The sequence below is a fragment of the Bacillus cereus group sp. BfR-BA-01408 genome (assembly GCF_022663305.1).
In the GTDB taxonomy this organism is placed as follows: Bacteria; Bacillota; Bacilli; order Bacillales; family Bacillaceae_G; genus Bacillus_A; species Bacillus_A pacificus.
In genome coordinates this window covers 130,692-151,963 of the sequence record NZ_JAKUFF010000003.1, presented here as the reverse complement: position 1 = coordinate 151,963, position 21,272 = coordinate 130,692, and the positions used below count along the sequence as shown (strand labels likewise).

Below are 21,272 nucleotides of genomic sequence, written 5' to 3'. Positions count from 1 at the left end.
CAAAGATAGAAAATTCCCATTATTAGAGGTGGACTTAGATGAAGAAAGTAAATGTTACATATGCACTTTTATACGATAAAACAAACGAAAAGATCTTAATGGTAAAAAACAAAGGGAAGAATGGTTCTTATTACACACTACCAGGTGGCGCGGTTAAATTGGGAGAAACGTTAGAAGAGGCAGTAATTCGGGAAGTGAAAGAAGAAACCGGTCTACATATAACTGTAAATGGTATTTGTTACATTAGCGAAGCTTTTTTTGAAGAGAGAGGACATCATGCAATTTTCTTTAATTTTTTAGGCGAAATAATCGGCGGAGAGACATATATATCAAGAACAAAAGAAATCGAAGAGATTACTTGGATGGAACTTCATATAGCAGCACCGTATTTGCGTATATCAGAACATTTACTAGACATTTTACAAAAGAAAGAAACAGTACCTTACATTTTTAATGGAACAATCATTCATCAAGCAACATAAAAATATCATTTCATATAAGGCGGGGAAAAAATGGAGTTTATCGTTAATCATAAACATTTCACTCAAGCACTTTCAGAAGTAAGTAAAGCCATATCGACAAAAGCTATAATTCCTATACTATCCGGTATAAAAATAACTGCAAATCAATCTGGAATTACTTTAATCGCAAGTAATTCAAATATTTTCATCGAAAAATTCATCCCTAGTTCCATGGATGACGAACAAATTACGACTACCTTACAAGCAGGGACAATTGTTGTACCTGCAAAATACTTCATTGAAATTATAAAGAAAATGCCAAGCGATATAGTAATAAGAAGTAAGAATGAGCAAACAATTACCATACAATCAGAAGAAATCACATTAAACTTAAATGGCTTTCCAGCGAGTGAATTTCCTAACGTACCACAAATAGAGGATCATGCAGAAATACAAATAGAAACAAAACAATTGATTGATGCGTTTAAACAAACAGTCTTTGCAGTAGCGAAAAATGAATCTAGACCCGTTCTTACCGGAGTGCATATCGAGTTAGACTACAATAAATTAATATGCGCTGCAACTGACTCTCATAGACTAGCTATACGTGAAACACAAATTTCTACTAATATGAAAGCGAATTGTATTGTACCAAGTGCAACCATTAATGAACTTTTAAAATTAATGAACAGCAATTTAGAATTCGTTTCTATTTATCTATCAGAAAGCCACATTATTTTTACATTCGGCACAACTACTTTATATTCAAGACTAATCGAAGGGAAATATCCTAATATATCTAGTTTAATTCCAAATGAATTTCAAACAGTCATTAACGTAGATAGACAAAGAATGTTACAAGGTGTAGATCGATCAAGTTTATTAGCAAGTGAATGGGCAAATAACAATGTTAACTTAGAAATTGTAAACGAATCTACAATTAAAGTTTCTTCTAATGCTTCTCAGATTGGAAAAATATATGAAACACAACAAGTAGATGCAATTCACGGTGAAAAACAATTACATATATCTTTCGATGGACGATTTATGTTGGATGCTTTAAGGGCAATAAAAGAAGAAACGGTTACTTTAAGTTTCAGCGGTTCTATGAGACCGATATTAATTGAAGCAGGGACACAATCTGCAGCAATCCATCTTATATCTCCAGTAAGAGCTTATTAAAAACGGAGGAAGGAATCACGTTATGTACAAGCACACTTTATGTTTTATAAAAAGAAATGAAGAGATACTTATGTTAAATAGAGAATATGATCCGGTAAAAGGATTATGGAATGGTGTAGGAGGAAAGATAGAAAAGGGCGAAACACCTTTAGAAAATGCGATTCGTGAAATAAAGGAAGAGACTAATATAAAAGTTACGTATGACCAAATTCAATTTAAAGGCATTATTAAGTGGAAAGATTCTTCATATTCTGGCGGCATGTATCTTTATCTAATAGAGCTAATGAATGAATTTACATATCAAACTCCAAAAAAAGTATCAGAAGGAATTTTAGATTGGAAAGAGGTTTCTTGGATTCTTAGTGACTATAATTACGGCGTAGGAGAGATGATACCTAAATTTTTAGTTGAAGTGCTCTACAATGAATTCATATTAGAGCACAATTTTGTTTTATCTAATCATAAATTAATAGATTATAGGAATGAAAAATTGGCTAAACAGGAAAGTTCTATAAATAATATAATTCAATTGTAAAAAGCAGGAATTGTAATCTACAATATACAGCAAAATAATTATAACTCAAATAATTCGAAGAGTATCTAAGGAGAAAATTCAAATGGGGATGAGTGTAATGAAGAAAATGAAATGCCCAGTGTACCAAAAAACTAAAAAGCAGATAAAAAATTTTAGACAGGAGATTCAATATGTGGAAAACAAATATTGTCAAAACTACTAGAGGCAATTTTGAGTATTTTGTGAAGGGAGAAGGTCCGCCTTTATGCGTTACACATATGTATAGCGAGTATAACGATAATGGAAATACTTTTGCAAACCCATTTACTGACCATTATAGCGTATATTTAGTTAACTTAAAGGGGTGTGGCAATTCAGATTCGGCAAAAAATGATTCTGAATATAGTATGACCGAAACGATTAAAGATTTAGAAGCGATTCGAGAAGCTTTATATATTAATAAATGGGGGTTTGCTGGTCATTCGACAGGAGGGATGTTAGCTCTTGTATATGCGACTGAAGCACAAGAAAGTTTAACGAAAATAATTGTTGGTGGCGCAGCGGCGAGCAAGGAATATGCATCTCATAAAGATAGTATATACTGTAGTAAAAATGTAAAATTTAATAGAATCGTATCAATTATGAATGCATTAAATGATGATAGTACAGTACAAGAAGAAAGAAAAGCATTAAGTAGAGAGTGGGCACTTATGTCTTTTTATTCTGAAGAAAAGCTTGAAGAGGCATTAAAACTGCCGAATAGCGGAAAGACAGTTGGCAATCGGCTAAATTATTTTAGACAAGTTGAATATAAAGATTATGATGTTCGTCAGAAACTTAAATTCGTAAAAATCCCAAGTTTTATATACTGTGGTAAGCATGATGCACAATGTCCCTACATATTTTCTCGTGAAATAGCAAATTTGATCCCGAACGCAACATTAACTAAATTTGAAGAAAGTAATCATAATCCATTCGTTGAAGAAATAGACAAGTTTAATCAGTTTGTCAACGATACATTATAATCAATAAGTAAAAAGCGAATCCTTTATATAAGACAGATTCGCTTTTTATTATAATTAGACTTTTTGCCACCAAGCATACCTAGGATAGTCTGTAGATTTTAACGTAATAGATTCGCCAATTTGAGGTGTTGTAATTTTAACTCCTAAACGGTTAGCTTCTTTCGTAACACGTTCTATCGGGTCACTCCATTCGTGTAATGCTAATGTAAAAGCACCCCAATGAATCGGAAGAAGTAATTCTCCTTTTACATCAATATGAGCTTGTACTGTTTCTTCAGGCAACATATGAATAGCAGACCACCTTGGATCATATTGCCCGCATTCCATTAACGTAAGATCGAATGGACCGTATTTATTACCAATCTCCTTAAAGTGAGGCGCATAACCGCTATCACCACTAAAGAAAACTTTAGTTTCTTGACCAAGGATAGCCCATGAACACCATAACGAACAATCTCTATCTGTCATACCTCGTCCAGAGAAATGCCTTGCAGGGGCACATACTAACTTAATAGTATCAAGCATAATTTCATCCCACCAATTATGCTCACTAATTTTACTAGGTGAAACACCCCATTTAATAAGATATTGTGCAACTCCAGTTGGAACATAGAAATGCTTTACACGATCTTTTAATTGCATAATACTTTTATAATTTAAATGATCATAGTGATTATGAGAAATGATAATTGCATCAATTTCTTGCAGGTCTTCACGTTCTAAAGAAAAAGAACCACTATAACGTTTACTATTAAACACTGGAAACGGGGAAGAGGCATCTCCAAACATCGGGTCTAATAACAATGTTTTACCTTCTATTTTTAAAAGAGAAGCAGAATGGCCAAACCATGTAATACTCTCTAAAGACTTATTGTTTTTATCTGATAAAACAATAGGTAAATTCTTTATAGGACGCAACTTTGTTTTCATTTTAAAGTAATCAGTCATTAAACCTATAAATATACGTATGTTGTTATTGTAGTTATTTGTAGTGTAAACTATATCATTTTATCTTTCATCTTAAATAAAGTACATTTCATAAATTCGTCAAATTCATTAATCATATATATAAAATGAGTGTTATTTAGCGGCAGATAAAATCAATATTAAGTAAATGTAAATTGTTTTAATTTAGTAAATTCATTCTTAAAAGCAACAAAGAACATACGTTTCGTTGTGTGTTAAAGAAGAAAATATATCTCTAATTAGTAAAAGAAAGGAGAGGATGTAAGTGCAAATAGAGAGAAAAAAGAAATCAAAATGTAAACTATCAAAATCTGAAATAACTCAGCTATATCTATGCTAAGGTTTTTAATTTGAGATTAGAGGATACTTACTTTCGTTTATAGAACTTAGTAAATACATAGATTTTACAATGAATTTACTCGTAAGGGAGGGAATATGAAATGCCCACTAATAATAGTCCGGAGAATATATTACATACAGCTTATGAAACTAAAATGATTTCATCTGGAGATAATTCGCCATCTATAAAAATAAAAGGAACGAAACTTCAATATTTACTTGTATTGGTTCATCTTGGTTTTGAGTCAAATATTGTGAAAATGGTGCTAGGTTGGACGAATGAGGAATTTGAAGAGCGCATTAATTCATTAGAAGTAGAGGGGCTATTGAAACAAACAGGAGGGAGGTACTATCCAACGTGTATGATTATAACAGCTTGTGAAGGAGAAAAGCTTTATAACCTTTGTGAACCTCTAATTAAACCAACACTTAGGATCTTTGAAAACTATTCAAGTCATATTGAAGATATTTCAAAGAGAATCGACACGTTTAATCATTTATCTAGAGAATCTTATAGTCTTTTATTGTATAGTGGTGTGTTATTAGATTTTGGACAAATAAATTACATTGAAGAAACCTATTTAAAAAAGAAACGACCTTTAAGAAATAAGAAACGATATTATTATGCTATTCAAGAACAAGAACTAACAGATATAGAGGCTTTCGGGATGTATGGTAATACGTATTTAGATTTAGGAGAAGTTCAAATTGGTCTTTATGGAAATTCTCGATATTCAACATTAAATTTAATAACAGCAGATAACGAAACATTTAAAGAATATTTTCAAAACAATAGTACCGATATTAATTATAAGAAAAAACAATTAGTAAAAGGTTTCGTAGCAGCAGATAGACAAAAAGACTTACATTTAAACGTAGTTTACGAAAAATTAGGCTTATATCAAAATTCACAACCTGTTATCCCTGTATTTAAATCAACAGACTTATTTATACTTAACGAAATTGCAAACACAATCAGTGAAGATTTAGTCTTATTATTCAACGAAAACGATAAACCTTTAAAACAATACTTTGCCAGCAGTAGATACTCAAAAGAAATTACTTATGAAGAGTTTTTTATCTGGTGGTATCACTTTTTCTATACAAAAGTAACTGAAGAATTAATAAAACAAGGTGTAATTATAACAAGCACCCCAAAAAATCAAACGTACATAATCCATCAATAACTTTAAATTAAAGTGCTAATATACTTTTACAAATGTAGCAGCTGAACGGTAAATAATTATTATAGTAAATAAGGGATAATCTGAATTTAAAATCTAATATAAAGAAAACAAGATATTTAAAGAGGAGAAGAGCCATGCAAAAGAAATTTATCAATCCAGAAACGATGCCACCAACTTTTGGATACTCACATGTAGTGGAAGTTAGTAACGCTAAACGAACGATTTACATATCTGGACAAGTAGTAATTAATATAGACGGCCAAATTGTTGGAAGTAATGATTTAGCTACACAAACACGACAAGTATTTGAAAATATTAAAATCGCATTAGAAGCGTCAGACTTAAATTTCAATGATGTAGTAAAATTAACATTTTTCTTAACAGACATTTCTCAAATGGCCGTTGTTAGAGATATTCGAGATCGATACATTGACACTAATAATCCACCAGCAAGTTCAGCTGTCGAAGTTAGAAAGTTAATTAACAATAACTTATTAATTGAAATCGAAGCAATTGCTGTAGCAAACTAATTTTAAAAACTTATTATGAATCATATCCATGCAATTCGTTTAATGTGTTCATTTAAAACGAATTGTATTTTTTATTGTCTTAAATATAATTTATATCTGGAGACATTATCATCAACAACTCATAAAACAACAACAAATAAGCACACAATCGATTACACAGAATGAATCCGATGAAAAGGGAAGCGTAACAATATAAACTAACATATAATAAGTTTATTACTTTTATCCAGTTAACATAATATATATTATAGGCAGTTACAGAAACAAAGCAATATCAGGTATCAAAAACCAAGTAAACTATACTTAATGAGACGAAACAGAGATTTTTAGTGAGATTTACATAAAATCTTATTTAAACGGATTTCTACAGTTTTTACCGTTTATTTTGCTATACAATCAATCGCAGCAAATCTGAATCAATAATCGATTTAGATTAAACGAATTAAAATCATTTTTGATCAGCGAGAAATTTTTATACAAAAAAATCATTTCTAAACAAAACATAAATTAATAATTATATTTTATGTTTTACTGTATGAATTTATTGCTGTTTACACACGTTTTACAACTTCACATTATTTATTGTTATTTCTGTTATTTACACTTGACTTTTGTTATACCCATTTTTTGTATTCTAGTTAACATAACGTTTATTTTTAACATAAAAAAATCTCCCTTACCTTCAGGAAGATTTTTTAACTTGCTAGTATTTTATTTATATATTTTTAATAACAATCCCAATTGTAAATAACGTTGGAAAAATCTAGATTTAACAAGTCTTCTTTTTTTATAAAGAAATTTGCAACACCAGAATCTCCCCACATAATATTTAATGAATCATCTGTATCGATTTGCAGTAATAAGATGTCATGCTGTTGGTATTTTTCTTCCCATTCTCTCGGATCTGTCTGTGTGAAAAATGGATATCCACCAATTTTATGTCCTTGATCTTTACATAAATCATCATACAGTTCGCCTAATTCTGTATTATTTTCTTCATCAACAATTTCTTCCCAGTCAATATCTTCACTAAAAATCTTTTCGAATCGATAATCCCCTGACGTTACGGGTTGATAATCCAATTCAAACTTTAATTTCGCTGCTTCAGGTATAATAAAGTCCTCTAATTCTAAAGTGTGTAAATAACTAAAATCAGTAATAACCTTATTTAAGTCTTCTATAATTGTAGAATGATAAATAATTCGAAAGTCTTTTTGAGTTGTTGGCTGATCAAAATCTGCTCCGTAAAGCTCATCAGCAGCACTTACGAAAAACTGTAACATTCCCTCTTGAGGCATATATTCAACATGCGGCATTTCTTCAAAGTTTAGCTGAGCAAGTAACATCATAGGTTGTCCATTTGAATCTTTAGGGTGCTCTTGATCTATAGGTAAATACGGATATCCACCAAACTTACTCTCAAAAAGCGTTGTCTCTGCTAATGTTCCAGACACTTTAATATACGGTTTTACACTTTCTTCTAAAATAGTACGATACTGCTCTAGTTCTTTCGGAATTTGAAGTTGATACGTATTCTTCATTACATTTGCCTCCCTTTCATAATGAATTAAAAATGCCTTACTTAATTATATAGCAAGAGATAGCTTCATGAAAAATTGTTAAAAGTCCGTTTTCACCCTCGTTTTTTGCGCACTTGGTGGACAAAGTAAATTATGTTCTAAAACCTTTTTATTAATAGTTCGAATTAAATTCGCTGCTTCTGCAGTATTTGTATTTTCTTTTAGCTTTTCTTTTAAATCATCAATTTCTTTTGAAAGCTCAATCCACCTTGGTAAAACATGATTATTCTTTAACGTTCTATACAGTTGCTTTTCAGGATTGTACGAAAGGTCTTTATCTAGATTTAGAGGTTTCCCTTTACCAGGCATATTATCAAAAGACCCTTTCTTTTCTGCTTCTTTAATGATAGAACTAATATGATCCTCATACGTATAGGACCAAACTTTCTCATCTTTTACTAAAATCTCTTGCTTTTTTAGTTTCTTATCTAGTTCTTCTTGATTCATAGATTCTCTCTCCTTTTTATTTTATAGTGTGTTTTTTGTAAGTTTTAAAGCTTTCAACCCGTCAAACAAATTTTCTCGCCACCAAATACCGTCATGTCCGCCTTGGAACTCTTCATAAGTGGTTTTGGTATCTATTTTCTTTTAAAGCTTTATATAGGCGCCTATTGGCCGTTAAAAGAGGTTCGTTTTCAAGTTCACCTACTGCTATGTAAGAATAGAGATGAGTCGTATTAGAATCTATTGATGAAATTTGATTTTCAATCCAAGGAATTTGATTTTCATAACCATCTTTTTCCAATGTACAGATCCAGACATTGACAACACATTCCCGAAAATATGCGGATTTTGAAGTGCTGCATAAAAAGCTACTAGGCCACCAAGACTGAAACCTGCAATTGTTGTATGTTTCGCTTCTTTATGCATACGATACTTAGCCTGAATCCACAGAAGTAATTCCTTCGTTAAAAATGCGTTCATTTTATCGTTATAAGTTAGCTCTTCTAATCGATCAACAGGATCTATAGCAACAGCAATACACGATGAGATTTCTTTTTCGTAAATTAAATAATTAAGTGTTTTTGTGATTGAAAGGTCATTAATGAATGAATTCCCATCAAATACAATGAGAAGTTCTTGAAGATGTGAAGTGTGAGAATAATCATGAGGCGTATAAATATGAATTTTACGTGTGTTATTTAAAATCGTACTATGAAATGAATATGTTTCAATTTTTCCGGATGGATAATGGTTTGAAGGAAAACGACTGCTATACTGCACTTCCTATATTAAAGCAGTCGTAAATTATGTGTTTTATGTGTTTAGAGACGTTATTTATTAGAAAAATGATCAATTGCCTGAATAGAAAGTTCCAACGCTTTTATTCTTCTTGTTAAAAGTGTTCTTTGCGGACTACCAGCTTTAGACTTATCATAGGCTCTCTCAATTGATGGAAGTAAACCAGCAAGGACGTTACGAGCGTCTGCTAACTCTTCTTGGCTATACTGATGACTTTCTTGATTCCAAACGTTTTCTAGCACTACTAACCCTATGCAAACAGCTTTAAGTCGTTTTTTCACTAATGTAGTATTTGCACCTTTTTGAGTCATCTGAGAGAGTGCATTTTCAAGTTTACGGATTGTTGACTGTAAAGACTGTATTGATTCTACTTTATCTACATTTGATACGTTTTCCATTTTAAACCTGTCCCTTCTTCATTTCTAAATTAGTTTTCCTGATATTTGATAATACCATTAAGAAACGAATTTTACTCGAAATATTTGAGTTGGACATGAATTGAAAGGAAAACAGCTAACAAACTTCTATCTCCTCCCTCGCACATATTCTATATGTACTTCTTTTTTCTCGTTAAAATACCTACATGGACAAGTTGTAAATATTGTATATTTTATGAACAAAAAACGTACAAGCAGCATGACTTGTATGTTTAAATTTTTATTCAGTAAGATAATAAAGTAATAGCTTCCGGGTCTTTTCATAATTCATGAAATCTCTATACAAAATGGGATACTTCATAATCTCTGTTTCTAGAAAACGATATTGTGGAAACCACTCAAAAAAAGATTTCTTTAACCACTTGATTTGCTGAAACGTAATGTTCTGTTCATTTAGTACAGAATTTAAAGTTGCTGCTGTATGCATCCAATAATGGTTAAAATCAGCGTTTATACAGTCATCTTCGGTAAATTTACTTTTTAAAGTTCGCTGCAATTTTGCTGTAGCATGGTAAGGAAACGGCTTGTGCAATGGACTATGCATGTTCTGCAATTCCTTAAAAATAATTTGTTTTCCTAACTTCAACTTTTTACCCCTTTATTTTTCTATCCAATTTAATAAGTTTTCATAATGATATTGAGCATCTGTATACCCAAGATTATATAAATTAACGAGTTTTTCTTTATTTCTCTCTATACTGCTTATAGGAAGTTGTACACTTGGTTGAATGACATAAAAGTTGTCTTTTTGTTTTCTTTGATTCATATAAGATATCGTCTCATTATAAAAACAATAATGTTCTACTAAAGATTTTGCGATATTCGGATATTTCCTGTATAAAATTTTAGCCAGCCCTGAAAATTTATTTCGCTGCTTCTCATATCCTTCTGGCTTTGTCATAATTACAACGTTCTTTTCATAACCATCAGTTTGAGCTTTTAAAACTGGTATAGGATCTATAATTCCTCCATCTAGTAATTTTCGATTATCATATTCTACAGCAGGCGCTATAAACGGCACTGAGCTAGATGCACGAATGATTTTTAAAATATCATTTCCGTGTTCTGCTTTATTATAATAAATAGCTTGTCCTGATTCGCAGTCCGTCGTTCCTATAACAAACTGTTCATTTGAGTTTAAGAAAGTTTGAAAATCAAACGGTACAATTTTATTCGGTACTTCATCAAATAGAAAATCCATTCCAAATAATTCACGTTTTCGAATCAAATTTCGATAAGATATATAACGATGATCTGCTACTAGCTCTGTATTTACTTTTTTATTTCTCCCTTTTTGACGTGATAAATAAGTTGCACCCATACAAGCTCCAGCGGATACGCCAACTACATAAGGAAAAAATAAGTTTTTTTCCATAAAATATTCGAGTACGCCTGCAGTATATAAACCTTTCATTCCTCCACCTTCTAATACTAAACCAATATTCTTCATACTATATCCCTCTGCTTCTTTTTTCTTACTTACATATTAGTACAAGACTTTAAGACAAGATGATATAAGTGCGCTGCAACAATAACCAGAAACTACTAAAGTAATGTCATTATTTCTTAGTCAAGAGCGTGGTACAATATAAGTAACACATTACACAAATAATGGAGGAGGAATTTCCTATGGGTTTATTCAGCGGTATTTTAGGAAATGCATCAAATACGAGTACAGAAAGTGTAGAACGTGATTTAGAAAAGATTATGTTAGACGATGAGAAAGTTGAACATGCTTATAAATTAATTCGCGATTTAATCGTATTCACAAATCGTCGTCTTATTTTAGTAGATAAACAAGGGATATCAGGTAAAAAAACTGAGTATCATTCTATCCCTTATAAAAGCATTACACAATTCAGCATTGAAACAGCTGGGCATTTTGATTTAGATGCTGAACTTAAAATTTGGGTATCTAGTTTGAGTACACCAATTACGAAAGAATTTAAAGGTGACGATAGTGTTTTAAGCATTCAAAAAGCGTTAGTAACATATACGACCAAATAACACTTTTTTGTATGTTTATTCAATTTCAAAATTACTAACCCGAGTATTTTGGAAGAATATACATCATTTTTGTATATTTAATCTCAAATAACAGAAAAAGGTAAAGTGTATTTCAAATGCTTTACCTTTCTTTTTTGTAATAAATAAGTGTAGTTTTATCATTTAATTTCTTAGTTTCTTCTGTTCTTTTATATCCCATCTTTTCGTATAGAAAACAATTTCTTTCTTCTTCTAAAATCGTAGCAAGTTCAAAACATTGTGCTTTTGAAAACATCCCTTCAATTAAAATTAGTACCTTCTGAGCGATTCTTTTCCCTTGATAGATTGGATGAATAAACATCGGACTAATCCAAAATTTATAAGGTAGTTCTTTTTGGGATATACATACCGCTCCAACAAGTTTCGAATCTATTATCATCTTATAAAAATTACTGCTGGGATTATTTATTCTAAAAATAGTTTTTTCAATAGATTCATTTGCTGGGTTTGTTTCATAGTCTTTATATTTATTTAATAAAGGGCTAAATGAGTCTATTTGCATTTGAAATAAAACTGATGCATCACTTTCTGTCGCCTTCTCTAATGTAATCTTCACGTTACTACCAATTTAGTCGCTTTCTTAATGAAGTTATATGAGCCGTATGATGACGTCCGTGCCATGCGTATAGTCCAATTGCAACAGCAAGTTTTGTTTCACCAGTCTCTGGGTGGTTAAATGTCTTTTCTAGATCTTCAAGTTCTAAAGAATATAAAAGGTTAACCCATCTTTTATGTAATGACTCTAACATTACTAGTGAAACATCTACTGGTAATTTAGAATCAGGTAATTCTGCCCACTTTTCTTCTTTATATGGTTTAATCGTTGGATTCTTTTCTGTTAGTGCTAATTTAAAGCGTATGTAACTATTCATATGGCTATCAACAACGTGATGGACTACTTGACGAACTGTCCATCCACCAACGCGGTACGGTGTGTCTAACTGTTTCTGATCTAAATCTTTAATTGCCTTCGTTAGTTCATTAGGTAAATCTTCAATTTCTTGAATCCATGTATCAATCATTTCTTCCGTTATAGGACGTTTATATGTAAATTGCCCAATTGGATAACGTAAATCATTCATGAATAAGTCCCCCTTATTATAAGCGCGAAGTATTTCTCCAAATATAATGTACAAAATTCACATGTTCTCCATTTAATACTACAGATGTTGTATCTGCTTCGTTTTGATAAGAAGAAAACCCGCTTTTTTCTAATACAATTTGTGATGCAAGATTATTAGTAGTTGTTTTAGCATGAACCTCATTAATTTCATTATTTTTCGCTACGTCTAAAATTAATTTTACGGCTGCTGTTGCAACTCCTTTTTTAGTAAACTTTTCTCCGACCCGATAACCTAACGAACTGATTCGAGTTTCCGAATCTATATCTACTAAATTTATTCTTCCTACAATTTCACTTTCTTCGTTACGAATTAAATAAAAATAAGATTCTCCATCCGCCTGTTCTATTAATAAATCATCTAGTAGTTTTTGGAAATATTCAAAATCAAAATATTGCGAGCCACGATTAGGTACCATTGTTTCAAAAAAAGACTTATTCGTAAGTTCAAACGTAAATAAATCTTTAGCATCGTGTTTCTTTAATTGTTCTATGTATATTTTCATCTCGATTACCCCTTCTATATCTACTAACTGTTATATATTCTTTTTTAATCAACTATTTTCCTGCTATTTTTTTTGCTTCAGTAACACAGCAAATAGCACTTTTGGATGAAATAGGTGAAATGGGCTACGAATTAAATTCATCACTTTTACTAATCGAATATAAACGTCAGAATCAGTTGCAGATAGTTGATATATTTGTTTCGTATACCATAGCTGAAATTTTTGCTTTATCGTTAATTCTCTTTTTAGCTGAGGATGACGTGATATTTCCGTTGTTGTCATATCCCAAGGTGTTTCTATTATAGTAGCTGCCTTTTTATAAAATTGTTGTGTAAATGTTTTATCAAGTTGTTTTTTACCTTGCAGAAGTAATTGCAACTGGTGAGCTTCCATAGCGGCAACTGAAACACCTTGACCGAAAACAGGGTCGAAACGACAATGTGCATCTCCAACGACTAATAATCCTTCTGGCATATTTGTGGTGAGATCAAATCTCCGACGTACTTGATAAGGAATTTTATACGTTTTGATATCTGAAATTGCCACAGCTTTGTTAAGAAAATCTGTAACATGAGGGATTGATAAGTTTTCAGCAAAATTATAAAATTCTCCATCTGTTTGTGGTGCTTTTTCATTTGCATATCCACTGAAAGTAACAAAATAACGATGATCCTCAATCGTTTGAATAAGAACGCCATACGGATTATCAGGGAAACTTGGAGACATTAGTGTATTACAGTAATCTAATTTCTCATTTTCTTTAAGTTTAAACATTCTCGTTACGTAAAATAAATCAATACGTACTTTCTCTTCTTGCACTTCAATTTCGTATTCTCGTAACCACGCTATGCTTTTTGAACCGAATCCACTTGCATCAACAATAATATCCGCATGAATTTCTTCTTGATTTCCTGTATTTAAACATTCCATTTTTACTCCGCACACTTTATTAAGCTTTTCATTTACTACTAACCCTTCAACCAATGTTTCATATTTAATAGTAATATTTGAAATTTGTTCAATGCGTTTTTGAATATGTGATTCGAGCATAGAACGACTTTGCTGAATCATATGTACTTCTCCTCTGAATGGCTGTTTCCATAAACCAAATTGATGCCATTTTAAATCACGAGTAAAGTTATGTACGACACTACCTGCTTCTATTAATTCATTCGTAATATTAGGAAACAATTCCTCAATGGCTTTTTCTCCACCTTTTAATAACACATGAGGATGATTACTTTGTGGGACTCTTTTTCTCGAGGACTTTCCATCCCATTTTTCACCGGCCTCTATAATGATTACTTCTTTAAAAGCAGTTGATAATGCTTTTGCTGCGAGCTTTCCCGCGATACTTCCGCCAATAACGATAGCCTTATTAAACATGTTTTCCCCCTTAATAAAAAGAAATCCTGCCTTATATGAATGAAACAGGATCTTAAACTCATTAACTTCTTTATCATTATAATTAAAACACATGAGTAACTTGTAACGTTAAAATTAAAATACCTAATCCCCAGACGTAATAAGCGAATACTTTTAAGGAGTGACGTTTTAAATACTGAATCATCCACGAAACAGCTATGTAACCGAAAAACGCAGCTGATAACGTTCCAACAATTAAAGATGTACTAGAAATAGATTCTGCTTTCCCTTGAAAAACATCTACAAATTGCAAAATGATTGCTCCGACAATGGCTGGTGTTGATAATAAAAAAGAAAAGTAAGCTGCGGTTTCGCGGTCTAACTTTCTCCATAATGCAGCGACGATTGTCATACCAGAACGAGAAATTGCAGGGAAAATAGCAACCGCTTGAAATGAACCGATGATAAATGCATCTTTATATGTAATGTCGTCCATTTTTTTACGACCATTCTTTTGTTTATCTGCCATGTAGAGAAAGAACCCTGTCACTAAAAACTCCCAACCAATCGTAATACCTGTTTTTGAAATATCCTCAAAAAAGTCTTTAAATAACAATCCAATTACAACCGCAGGTATCGTCCCGACAATAAGTAATAGCATTAGTTTTGAAAATGGATTTTTGATTAAATATATAAATTCTTTTTTGTAATAAATAAACACTGCAAGTAAAGTGCCAATATGCAGCATCGTATCTAAAAACAATCCTGCTTCATCTAATTGAAACAAATGTCTTCCTAAATAAAGATGACCTGTACTACTTATCGGTAAAAACTCTGTTAAACCTTGTATAATCCCTAATATAAAAGCTTCTAACCAATTCATGATGGTCCCCTTTCTTGTTTGCTTGTACCAATATATGAAGGTTAAATTTTCGATATGAAAAAAACTATATTTCTCTATGAATTTACTTTTATTTTATGGATATATATGTAAAGAGGATTGAGGAGGGTTATTATGTGGAAGCACACAAAATTCGGCAATGTATTACTTTGGCTAGGACCGATCCTTGTGTTTGTAGGGTTATGTATGACAAATGTTATTTCTGATATTCCTTTCTTTTTGGGAAAACATAAAACGATTGGAATTGTACTTATATGTATAGGAGTATGCTGCTTTATTGCTGCGAATCATTTAAAAAAAGGAGAAAAATATGAGGAATAAATTTAAATAAAAAACAATCCCAGTATATGTACTAGGATTGTTTTTTTTTATTACTTATTTATAGAATACTTTATCAACGTTATATTTTGCTTTGTATTCATTAATGATATATGTTTCATAAATTTCTCTTTCTGTTGGATCTTCTACGATACATGCATCAATGCGGTATACTTCATCACGGTGATTTTTAATTGGTGAAACATTGTCTTCGAAATGCTTCTTAATACGTTGTCTAATTTTACGAGCTTTACCTACGAAAAGTAGTTCGTCATTAATATTGTAAAACATAAAAATGCCGCCTTTATCTCTAGGGAACAAGTGGAAATCGATAAAACCATTGATTGGCGTAATTCTTGGCTCGTCTCCTCTAATAACTTGTTTACGTTCAGTAATTGTAACATCAACTTCAGGGATACTAATTTTAATCAAGTTCATTCACGTCCTCTTTTATTATAAAGATAAATAATAGCATACATATGTAAGAAAAGCTACGTTCATAGGCATATTTCATTTTATAATTCAAATATTATAGGTGTATCGTGTAAACTCTTCTTCCAAATCATATGATCACTTGATTCTCCCCAATAATCTTTTAGTACATAACTAGGCTCTCCAAACTTCTTCGTCCATATACTTTGCGCTTTTCTGTATCCACTATCTAAACAGAATTCTGTTATTCCTCTGCTAAGTAACGTAAGAAACATTGTATGTAGTAGTAAACTCCCGATACCCTTTCTTTGATAATCCGGAAGTATAAATACAGTTCCTATTTCATACAAATCCTTAAGTACACCATTTGTACAACTAGTAATCAATGTACTTGCTGGGCCAACTTCAATTGTTCCAATGATTTTATCGTTATTTGTGTCAATTGCTAATAAAAAGTAACGTTTTTCTCCGTTACTATCAAAATCTGTTTTCAAATATTGCTTTTTCATGTTAATTTCATTTTCTATGTCATCCAATTGTTGTGATAATCCTTCGTCTTTATATGTATTCGTAATAACTATACGGAAAAACAAGTGAAGTTCCTCTAAATCATCCGAATTTGGTCTCCTAATTGCAACGTTATGCATGTTTTAAATCTCCATTCTATACAATTGTTAAAACAATGCTTTATATACTCTATTCAACAATATGCTACAAAGCCCTGCATAGATCCAGCAGTATAGAAAGCTCAGTATAAATATAGATGAAATAAATTTTATATCCATAGTTGTATGAATAGTAGGACCAAGTACGGGAAAACGGAAAATATCGAGAACTATCATAATTCCTATAAGTAAACAAATCGCAGAAAAGGAAACAACCCAAATTCTCCTCTTGAATTGTATAAAGGAAAGCCCTAAAGCTATACCTAATAAACCTGTAGTAAAGGGGAAAACAATTAGTTCACTTGGCTCAATAATAAATAATAAGAGAATAGTAAGGATATAAGAAAGTACTCCCTCACGAATAGAGTAGCAAATAGCCAAAAAAATTGGTAATGTCGCAAAAGGACTAATGAATAACCCTATACCAGGAATTAAATTCCCCGCTGCTTGAAACATGGTAGCTAAAGCACTCATTAAAGCTGTAATGACTAGCTTATTTGCTAGGGAAAATTTTCTTTTATGAACAAAGTTCGCATCATTCTCTATCATAAGTTGATACCAATAACGTACAAACCGATTCATCAATATACCCCCTAAAGATATCTCATTCATCACTTTCTATATTATTCATACACTAGTTGTTTATGATTTGCTTTCTGCTTATTATTAATCACAATACAATAGACGTTTATAAAGAAGACCTTTAGGGGATAAACTATAAGTGTATATCTTTTTAAGGAATAATTTCAAATATGGTACCTTTGTTAAAATCAGTTACTTTCATAGAACCGTAAACTCCTAAATATAACCTAGTTTGATCCAAATTTGTTCCTAAACTCATATAATAAGCTGCTTGCGTACCAAAATCATAATTGGTTTCAATAACATGAAAGTCAGTATGTTTACCATCTATACCGGCTCTAGTATATGCTAAAACACCTTTAACTGGCGGCCGAGATTCCTCTTTCTTAGCAAGATCAGTAAATACAACGCTACCATATAAATTTGGGATTGCAGTTCCCATATATGGCTGAACGCCTGTAAGTGAAGTTCCTCCAAACTTATCTGGTCTCGGGTCTTTATGAAAATAACTAATGAGTGGCTGCATACGCTTTGCGGATAATTCTATTGTTTCATCATAATAAACCATTGTTCTCTCATCTAAAGTAGGATGATCAGCACAGTGCCGTATAAAAGAAGTAGGTAATTCTCCTTCCCATCCTCTCCAACCAAAATTAATAAATCCATCTTGATTAGAAGTGAACCTCATTACATGCATTTTAATAAGTTCGGTAACCGGAATTGGTTTATATTGAACAAATGAAAAAATAGACTCTACAATATCCTGTCCGACATTACCTGCATATTTAATATATTGATTATAAAACCTTTGGAATGAAATACCGGTTATATTACGGACGCCTTTCGCAATTACTGTAAGTGTTTCTTGTATCGATAGAGGAAGTTCATTAAAGCGTGTAACTACTGGAGGATTATTTATGAATGTATCTCTACTTACATCGATTTCAATTATTTTACCTGCTATTTCTAAATCATCTTGGCTTAAATTAAACGGATCATACCCCGACCCACCATCTCCATTTGTAAATACAAGTTTCCCCGTCTCTGGAGAAAAGTTTAAAGTATTTACTCCATTATGATTAAAAAATGGGCGTTTTATATGAAGTAATGTTCTACGTTTTTGAGGTTGCCCGTTTGACTGTAAAATCCATTCTTCAATTGTATCAATATGATCATATTGCGTATTTCTATTAACCCACTTTAAATTTAAAGTTTTCGGGTCACAAGGATTCGATTTAAATTGTTCAGAAAGTGCACCGGGTCCTTGAGTTCCAGCTACTGAATAATGAAGATAAAATAAACCGTTTTGATAAAATTGTGGATGAAACGCAAGTCCAAGCAATCCCCGTTCATCATAGCCGCTACTAGCAACACCTTCTTCAGATGTACCTAATTTAATAATACGTTGACGAATATTTAAAAATGTTTTTATGACTCCATCTCCTATGTAAAAAACCTCTCCTAATTGGGTTGCGATAAATAGTCTTTCAACTGATTCACCTGGAAGTATTGCTGTTTTTATGACAGTCGGTAAATTTATGTTATGAACAATGGGTCGTAAATGAACCTTAACTTTTGTCAATTAACTTTACACCCCTTTATATTCTTTTTAATAGAAGAGTATGATTAGAGTGATCTTATTAGTATCAAATAAGTAGCATTCCTTTTTATTACATTTTTGTATATAATGTAATTATAAATAAACTAGGGGGCTACTTATGACACTTTTACTACAAATCATCTTACCACTTATATTTGCGCTATATTTATTTACCCTCTATCGTAATACAACTATTGGAAAAGCTGCTTTTCTTTTAGCGGTCATTATTGGGATTTTTGGATTAGAGAACATTTTTCAGCATGCTAATCTAACAGATCATGCTATTTATCCATATTGGGGCAGTTTGAAGGCTGTTGTTATTATTTTATCAGTCGTATTTCTATTTAAAAAAGGTGGTTTAACAGGGAAATATTGATTTATAATGCTGTACATATTTTATTGTTACACTGCTTTTGATTTATAAAAAAAGAAATGTTTATGTAAAAACACGAAGGGATGTGTTACATATGTCTATAAATATTATTTCTATAGTTTCTATAATAATATGGATTGTGTTGATTACAGAACTTATAAAACCTTCAAAAGAACAGAATGGACGAAAAATAGTAATGTTATTAACTACTGGTTCCGCATCAACACTTATTTTGACGGTTTCATTTATTCAAAATATCCCGTTTTGGAATTGATAGTGAAATAACTAATAAAAAAATATATAAGATTAGGACCGTACATTTTAGAAATGTCTAATATGTACGGTCCTTTTGTTTACTAGTGGTCCACTTATAAGTATGTGATCTTTTTACAATTCGAATTTCTTTTTAAGTTTCTTATATTTTCTATACGAACGTCTAACAATGTTTAACATAAAATACGGTATTTTAACAGGGAAAGGCAATTTATAAATGAAAGGCAAATAAAATGTAAAATATACCTTTTCTAGGTCTCTCCACTTACTATCTTCTTTTGTTTTTAAGAAATCAGATACATCGACTACATATCCCCTTCCTTTTTCCATCATCACATTTTTCCCGTGAACATCACAAGGAGTTAATCCTTGTTTCCTTGCATACTCTAAAGCTTTATTTATATCAAGGATTACCTGCTTAGGAATTTTAATTCCCTTATGAATAGCATCGTATAAGGTAATTTCTTTTAAACGTTTCAATACTATGAAATTTTCTCCTTTATATATAAGCTTTGAATAAGAAGGATGATTTCCGATTCTGCGGTATACTTCTGACTCTTTTTCAATTCCTTCTCCTTCTCGCGCGTAAACTTTCACTACCCAATCTTTGAATTCTCTGTGCATGAATACTGCAGCATAATTACCTTTCCCTAAACACTTCCAAAGTCTAGGAATATCTTTAACTACTACAGGCTCGAATTCGTCCTCACTTCTTATGATTACCTCTTTTAATAATTCATCCTTTATCAATCCCACAAAACTATTTATACTCATCGTTTCCACTCCGGTTTTGCTAAAAGGGGCTTACCCACATTTTAACGAAAATATACACTAAGCGAATTTTATTTGAACTGTTGAATACTTAATATGTATTCCGCTATTCAGAGCCAAAAACCATACAATAAAAAATATTTCTAACTATTTTTATTTTTTCAGAGGCAACTGTATAAGGCTTTTCTAAGTGCAAGTTCTCTCAGTTCATTGGTCATGCCAAATCTATATTTGTTTTTTTAAATTGTTCAATTCTTGTTCCACTACTATCTTTGTTAGCTAACACTTTTATTGTTTTAATAGTCTTTTGTTTAATTCCCACAATGCTGTTTTATTGCTATCCCACTTCAAATACGTTACGGCTTCCTCAAAACATAACCATTTATAATTTAAGTGTTCTTTAGATAATGGGATGTTTTTTGTAGGTACTTTAACTCCAAACGAAAATTCTTTTATTACATAAACGTCATCTCCCCAAAGGAACCCTCCAACTACATCCTCTACTGGTAGTGAAGACACAGAATCTAATTGTATATATGAACATTCTCTTGTAATACCAGCCTCTTCAAACGCTTCACGTTTTGCTGATTCAATAGGAATCTCACCGTCTTCTCCACCACCAGCTATGCCTTGCCAATAACCATAATCACTTCGGTTGAAAATCGCATATTGAATAGAGTCATCAATTTTTATATAAGGAAATATTAATACTTGATATGGTGCTCTCATTGCTTAACCTCCTCTCGAAAATAGGCTTTAAATACATATGAATAAAGAGCCGACATCATAATTCTACATGAATAATGCAGGTTTATGGTGTCAGCCCTCTATTTGTGAAGAATTTTATTTTTCATAAA

26 protein-coding genes and 2 pseudogenes are annotated in these 21,272 nt (G+C 31.6%); 10 read left to right on the top strand and 18 right to left on the bottom strand.

Annotated elements, in window-relative coordinates; all coding sequences use genetic code 11:
• Positions 1-38: 38 nt before the first annotated feature.
• The 4 genes from MR083_RS03350 (at position 39) to MR083_RS03335 (ending at position 3,182) form a co-directional block, all read left to right on the top strand.
• The gene (locus tag MR083_RS03350; protein ID WP_046647262.1) at positions 39-482 is read left to right on the top strand and encodes an NUDIX hydrolase; all 444 of its coding nucleotides are present in this window, start codon (positions 39-41) and stop codon (positions 480-482) included.
• Between the two features lie 30 nt (positions 483-512).
• Complete coding sequence (gene dnaN / locus MR083_RS03345; RefSeq protein WP_242268532.1) at positions 513-1,643, top strand: DNA polymerase III subunit beta; 1,131 nt, start codon at positions 513-515, stop codon at positions 1,641-1,643.
• A 22-nt stretch (positions 1,644-1,665) separates the two neighbouring features.
• Positions 1,666-2,178, top strand: coding sequence for an NUDIX hydrolase (locus MR083_RS03340; RefSeq protein ID WP_000276527.1), 513 nt, complete (start codon positions 1,666-1,668; stop codon positions 2,176-2,178).
• Between the two features lie 170 nt (positions 2,179-2,348).
• Positions 2,349-3,182, top strand: coding sequence for an alpha/beta fold hydrolase (locus MR083_RS03335; protein WP_000266022.1), 834 nt, complete (start codon positions 2,349-2,351; stop codon positions 3,180-3,182).
• A gap of 54 nt (positions 3,183-3,236) precedes the next feature.
• Here the strand turns inward: MR083_RS03335 and MR083_RS03330 are convergent, their stop codons facing one another.
• The gene (locus MR083_RS03330) at positions 3,237-4,184 is read right to left on the bottom strand and encodes an MBL fold metallo-hydrolase (protein ID WP_242268572.1); all 948 of its coding nucleotides are present in this window, start codon (positions 4,182-4,184) and stop codon (positions 3,237-3,239) included.
• A gap of 404 nt (positions 4,185-4,588) precedes the next feature.
• On the opposite strand from MR083_RS03330, the gene MR083_RS03325 reads away from it, so the two are divergent.
• The gene (locus tag MR083_RS03325) at positions 4,589-5,674 is read left to right on the top strand and encodes a hypothetical protein (protein ID WP_242268530.1); all 1,086 of its coding nucleotides are present in this window, start codon (positions 4,589-4,591) and stop codon (positions 5,672-5,674) included.
• A gap of 134 nt (positions 5,675-5,808) precedes the next feature.
• Entirely contained in the window at positions 5,809-6,204 is a 396-nt protein-coding gene (locus MR083_RS03320; protein ID WP_242268528.1) for a RidA family protein, read from the top strand.
• Between the two features lie 725 nt (positions 6,205-6,929).
• On the opposite strand, the gene MR083_RS03315 is transcribed toward MR083_RS03320, so the two are convergent.
• The 6 genes and pseudogenes from MR083_RS03315 to MR083_RS03290 form a co-directional block, all read right to left on the bottom strand.
• A complete protein-coding gene (locus MR083_RS03315) occupies positions 6,930-7,745 on the bottom strand; it encodes a YwqG family protein (RefSeq protein ID WP_061529226.1) in 816 nt (271 codons plus the stop codon).
• Between the two features lie 78 nt (positions 7,746-7,823).
• Positions 7,824-8,231 (bottom strand): DnaJ family domain-containing protein, encoded by a 408-nt coding sequence (locus MR083_RS03310; protein ID WP_001070913.1) that lies wholly within the window; start codon positions 8,229-8,231, stop codon positions 7,824-7,826.
• Positions 8,232-8,252: 21 nt separating this feature from the next.
• Positions 8,253-9,011 (bottom strand): annotated as a pseudogene (locus MR083_RS03305) (alpha/beta hydrolase); the annotation flags it as partial.
• Positions 9,012-9,058: 47 nt separating this feature from the next.
• Positions 9,059-9,424, bottom strand: coding sequence for a hypothetical protein (locus tag MR083_RS03300; protein WP_016717624.1), 366 nt, complete (start codon positions 9,422-9,424; stop codon positions 9,059-9,061).
• Positions 9,425-9,683: 259 nt separating this feature from the next.
• Positions 9,684-10,049 carry a YxiJ-like family protein gene (locus MR083_RS03295; protein WP_242268527.1) on the bottom strand — a complete coding sequence of 122 codons (366 nt, stop codon included), beginning with the start codon at positions 10,047-10,049 and terminating at the stop codon, positions 9,684-9,686.
• 12 nt (positions 10,050-10,061) lie between these two features.
• Complete coding sequence (locus MR083_RS03290; RefSeq protein ID WP_242268525.1) at positions 10,062-10,913, bottom strand: patatin-like phospholipase family protein; 852 nt, start codon at positions 10,911-10,913, stop codon at positions 10,062-10,064.
• A 179-nt stretch (positions 10,914-11,092) separates the two neighbouring features.
• Here MR083_RS03290 and MR083_RS03285 point away from each other — a divergent pair, with 179 nt between their 5' ends.
• Complete coding sequence (locus MR083_RS03285) at positions 11,093-11,470, top strand: PH domain-containing protein (RefSeq protein ID WP_000522480.1); 378 nt, start codon at positions 11,093-11,095, stop codon at positions 11,468-11,470.
• Between the two features lie 121 nt (positions 11,471-11,591).
• On the opposite strand, the pseudogene MR083_RS03280 reads toward MR083_RS03285, so the two are convergent.
• The 5 genes and pseudogenes from MR083_RS03280 to MR083_RS03260 all read right to left on the bottom strand — a co-directional run.
• Positions 11,592-12,065, bottom strand: a pseudogene (locus MR083_RS03280) (GNAT family N-acetyltransferase); the annotation flags it as partial.
• Positions 12,066-12,069: 4 nt separating this feature from the next.
• On the bottom strand, positions 12,070-12,591 hold the full coding sequence (locus tag MR083_RS03275) for a YfiT family bacillithiol transferase (RefSeq protein WP_000999078.1): 522 nt from the start codon (positions 12,589-12,591) through the stop codon (positions 12,070-12,072).
• A gap of 16 nt (positions 12,592-12,607) precedes the next feature.
• The gene (locus MR083_RS03270; RefSeq protein ID WP_208735767.1) at positions 12,608-13,135 is read right to left on the bottom strand and encodes a GNAT family N-acetyltransferase; all 528 of its coding nucleotides are present in this window, start codon (positions 13,133-13,135) and stop codon (positions 12,608-12,610) included.
• Positions 13,136-13,198: 63 nt separating this feature from the next.
• On the bottom strand, positions 13,199-14,521 hold the full coding sequence (locus MR083_RS03265; protein ID WP_242268523.1) for an FAD-dependent oxidoreductase: 1,323 nt from the start codon (positions 14,519-14,521) through the stop codon (positions 13,199-13,201).
• Between the two features lie 82 nt (positions 14,522-14,603).
• Positions 14,604-15,383: an undecaprenyl-diphosphate phosphatase gene (locus tag MR083_RS03260; RefSeq protein WP_242268521.1), complete on the bottom strand. Its 780-nt coding sequence runs from the start codon at positions 15,381-15,383 to the stop codon at positions 14,604-14,606.
• A gap of 132 nt (positions 15,384-15,515) precedes the next feature.
• Here MR083_RS03260 and MR083_RS03255 point away from each other — a divergent pair, with 132 nt between their 5' ends.
• A complete protein-coding gene (locus MR083_RS03255) occupies positions 15,516-15,722 on the top strand; it encodes a hypothetical protein (protein WP_242268519.1) in 207 nt (68 codons plus the stop codon).
• 54 nt (positions 15,723-15,776) lie between these two features.
• Here the strand turns inward: MR083_RS03255 and MR083_RS03250 are convergent, their stop codons facing one another.
• The 4 genes from MR083_RS03250 to MR083_RS03235 all read right to left on the bottom strand — a co-directional run bounded on the left by MR083_RS03250 (position 15,777) and on the right by MR083_RS03235 (position 18,980).
• Positions 15,777-16,157, bottom strand: a complete 381-nt coding sequence (locus MR083_RS03250; RefSeq protein WP_001048949.1) for a nucleotide excision repair endonuclease — start codon at positions 16,155-16,157, stop codon at positions 15,777-15,779.
• 77 nt (positions 16,158-16,234) lie between these two features.
• Positions 16,235-16,798 (bottom strand): GNAT family N-acetyltransferase, encoded by a 564-nt coding sequence (locus MR083_RS03245; RefSeq protein WP_242268517.1) that lies wholly within the window; start codon positions 16,796-16,798, stop codon positions 16,235-16,237.
• Positions 16,799-16,825: 27 nt separating this feature from the next.
• Positions 16,826-17,398 carry a YybS family protein gene (locus tag MR083_RS03240; RefSeq protein WP_242268515.1) on the bottom strand — a complete coding sequence of 191 codons (573 nt, stop codon included), beginning with the start codon at positions 17,396-17,398 and terminating at the stop codon, positions 16,826-16,828.
• Between the two features lie 151 nt (positions 17,399-17,549).
• Positions 17,550-18,980: a PQQ-dependent sugar dehydrogenase gene (locus tag MR083_RS03235; RefSeq protein WP_242268514.1), complete on the bottom strand. Its 1,431-nt coding sequence runs from the start codon at positions 18,978-18,980 to the stop codon at positions 17,550-17,552.
• Between the two features lie 136 nt (positions 18,981-19,116).
• On the opposite strand from MR083_RS03235, the gene MR083_RS03230 reads away from it, so the two are divergent.
• Together MR083_RS03230 and MR083_RS03225 are read left to right on the top strand one after the other, a co-directional pair.
• A complete protein-coding gene (locus MR083_RS03230) occupies positions 19,117-19,374 on the top strand; it encodes a hypothetical protein (RefSeq protein ID WP_000173557.1) in 258 nt (85 codons plus the stop codon).
• A gap of 91 nt (positions 19,375-19,465) precedes the next feature.
• A complete protein-coding gene (locus tag MR083_RS03225; protein ID WP_242268512.1) occupies positions 19,466-19,645 on the top strand; it encodes a hypothetical protein in 180 nt (59 codons plus the stop codon).
• 113 nt (positions 19,646-19,758) lie between these two features.
• On the opposite strand, the gene MR083_RS03220 is transcribed toward MR083_RS03225, so the two are convergent.
• Both MR083_RS03220 and MR083_RS03215 read right to left on the bottom strand, forming a co-directional pair.
• Complete coding sequence (locus tag MR083_RS03220) at positions 19,759-20,418, bottom strand: protein kinase family protein (protein ID WP_242268510.1); 660 nt, start codon at positions 20,416-20,418, stop codon at positions 19,759-19,761.
• A 285-nt stretch (positions 20,419-20,703) separates the two neighbouring features.
• Positions 20,704-21,144, bottom strand: a complete 441-nt coding sequence (locus tag MR083_RS03215; RefSeq protein WP_242268507.1) for an NUDIX hydrolase — start codon at positions 21,142-21,144, stop codon at positions 20,704-20,706.
• Between the last annotated feature and the right edge of the window lie 128 nt (positions 21,145-21,272).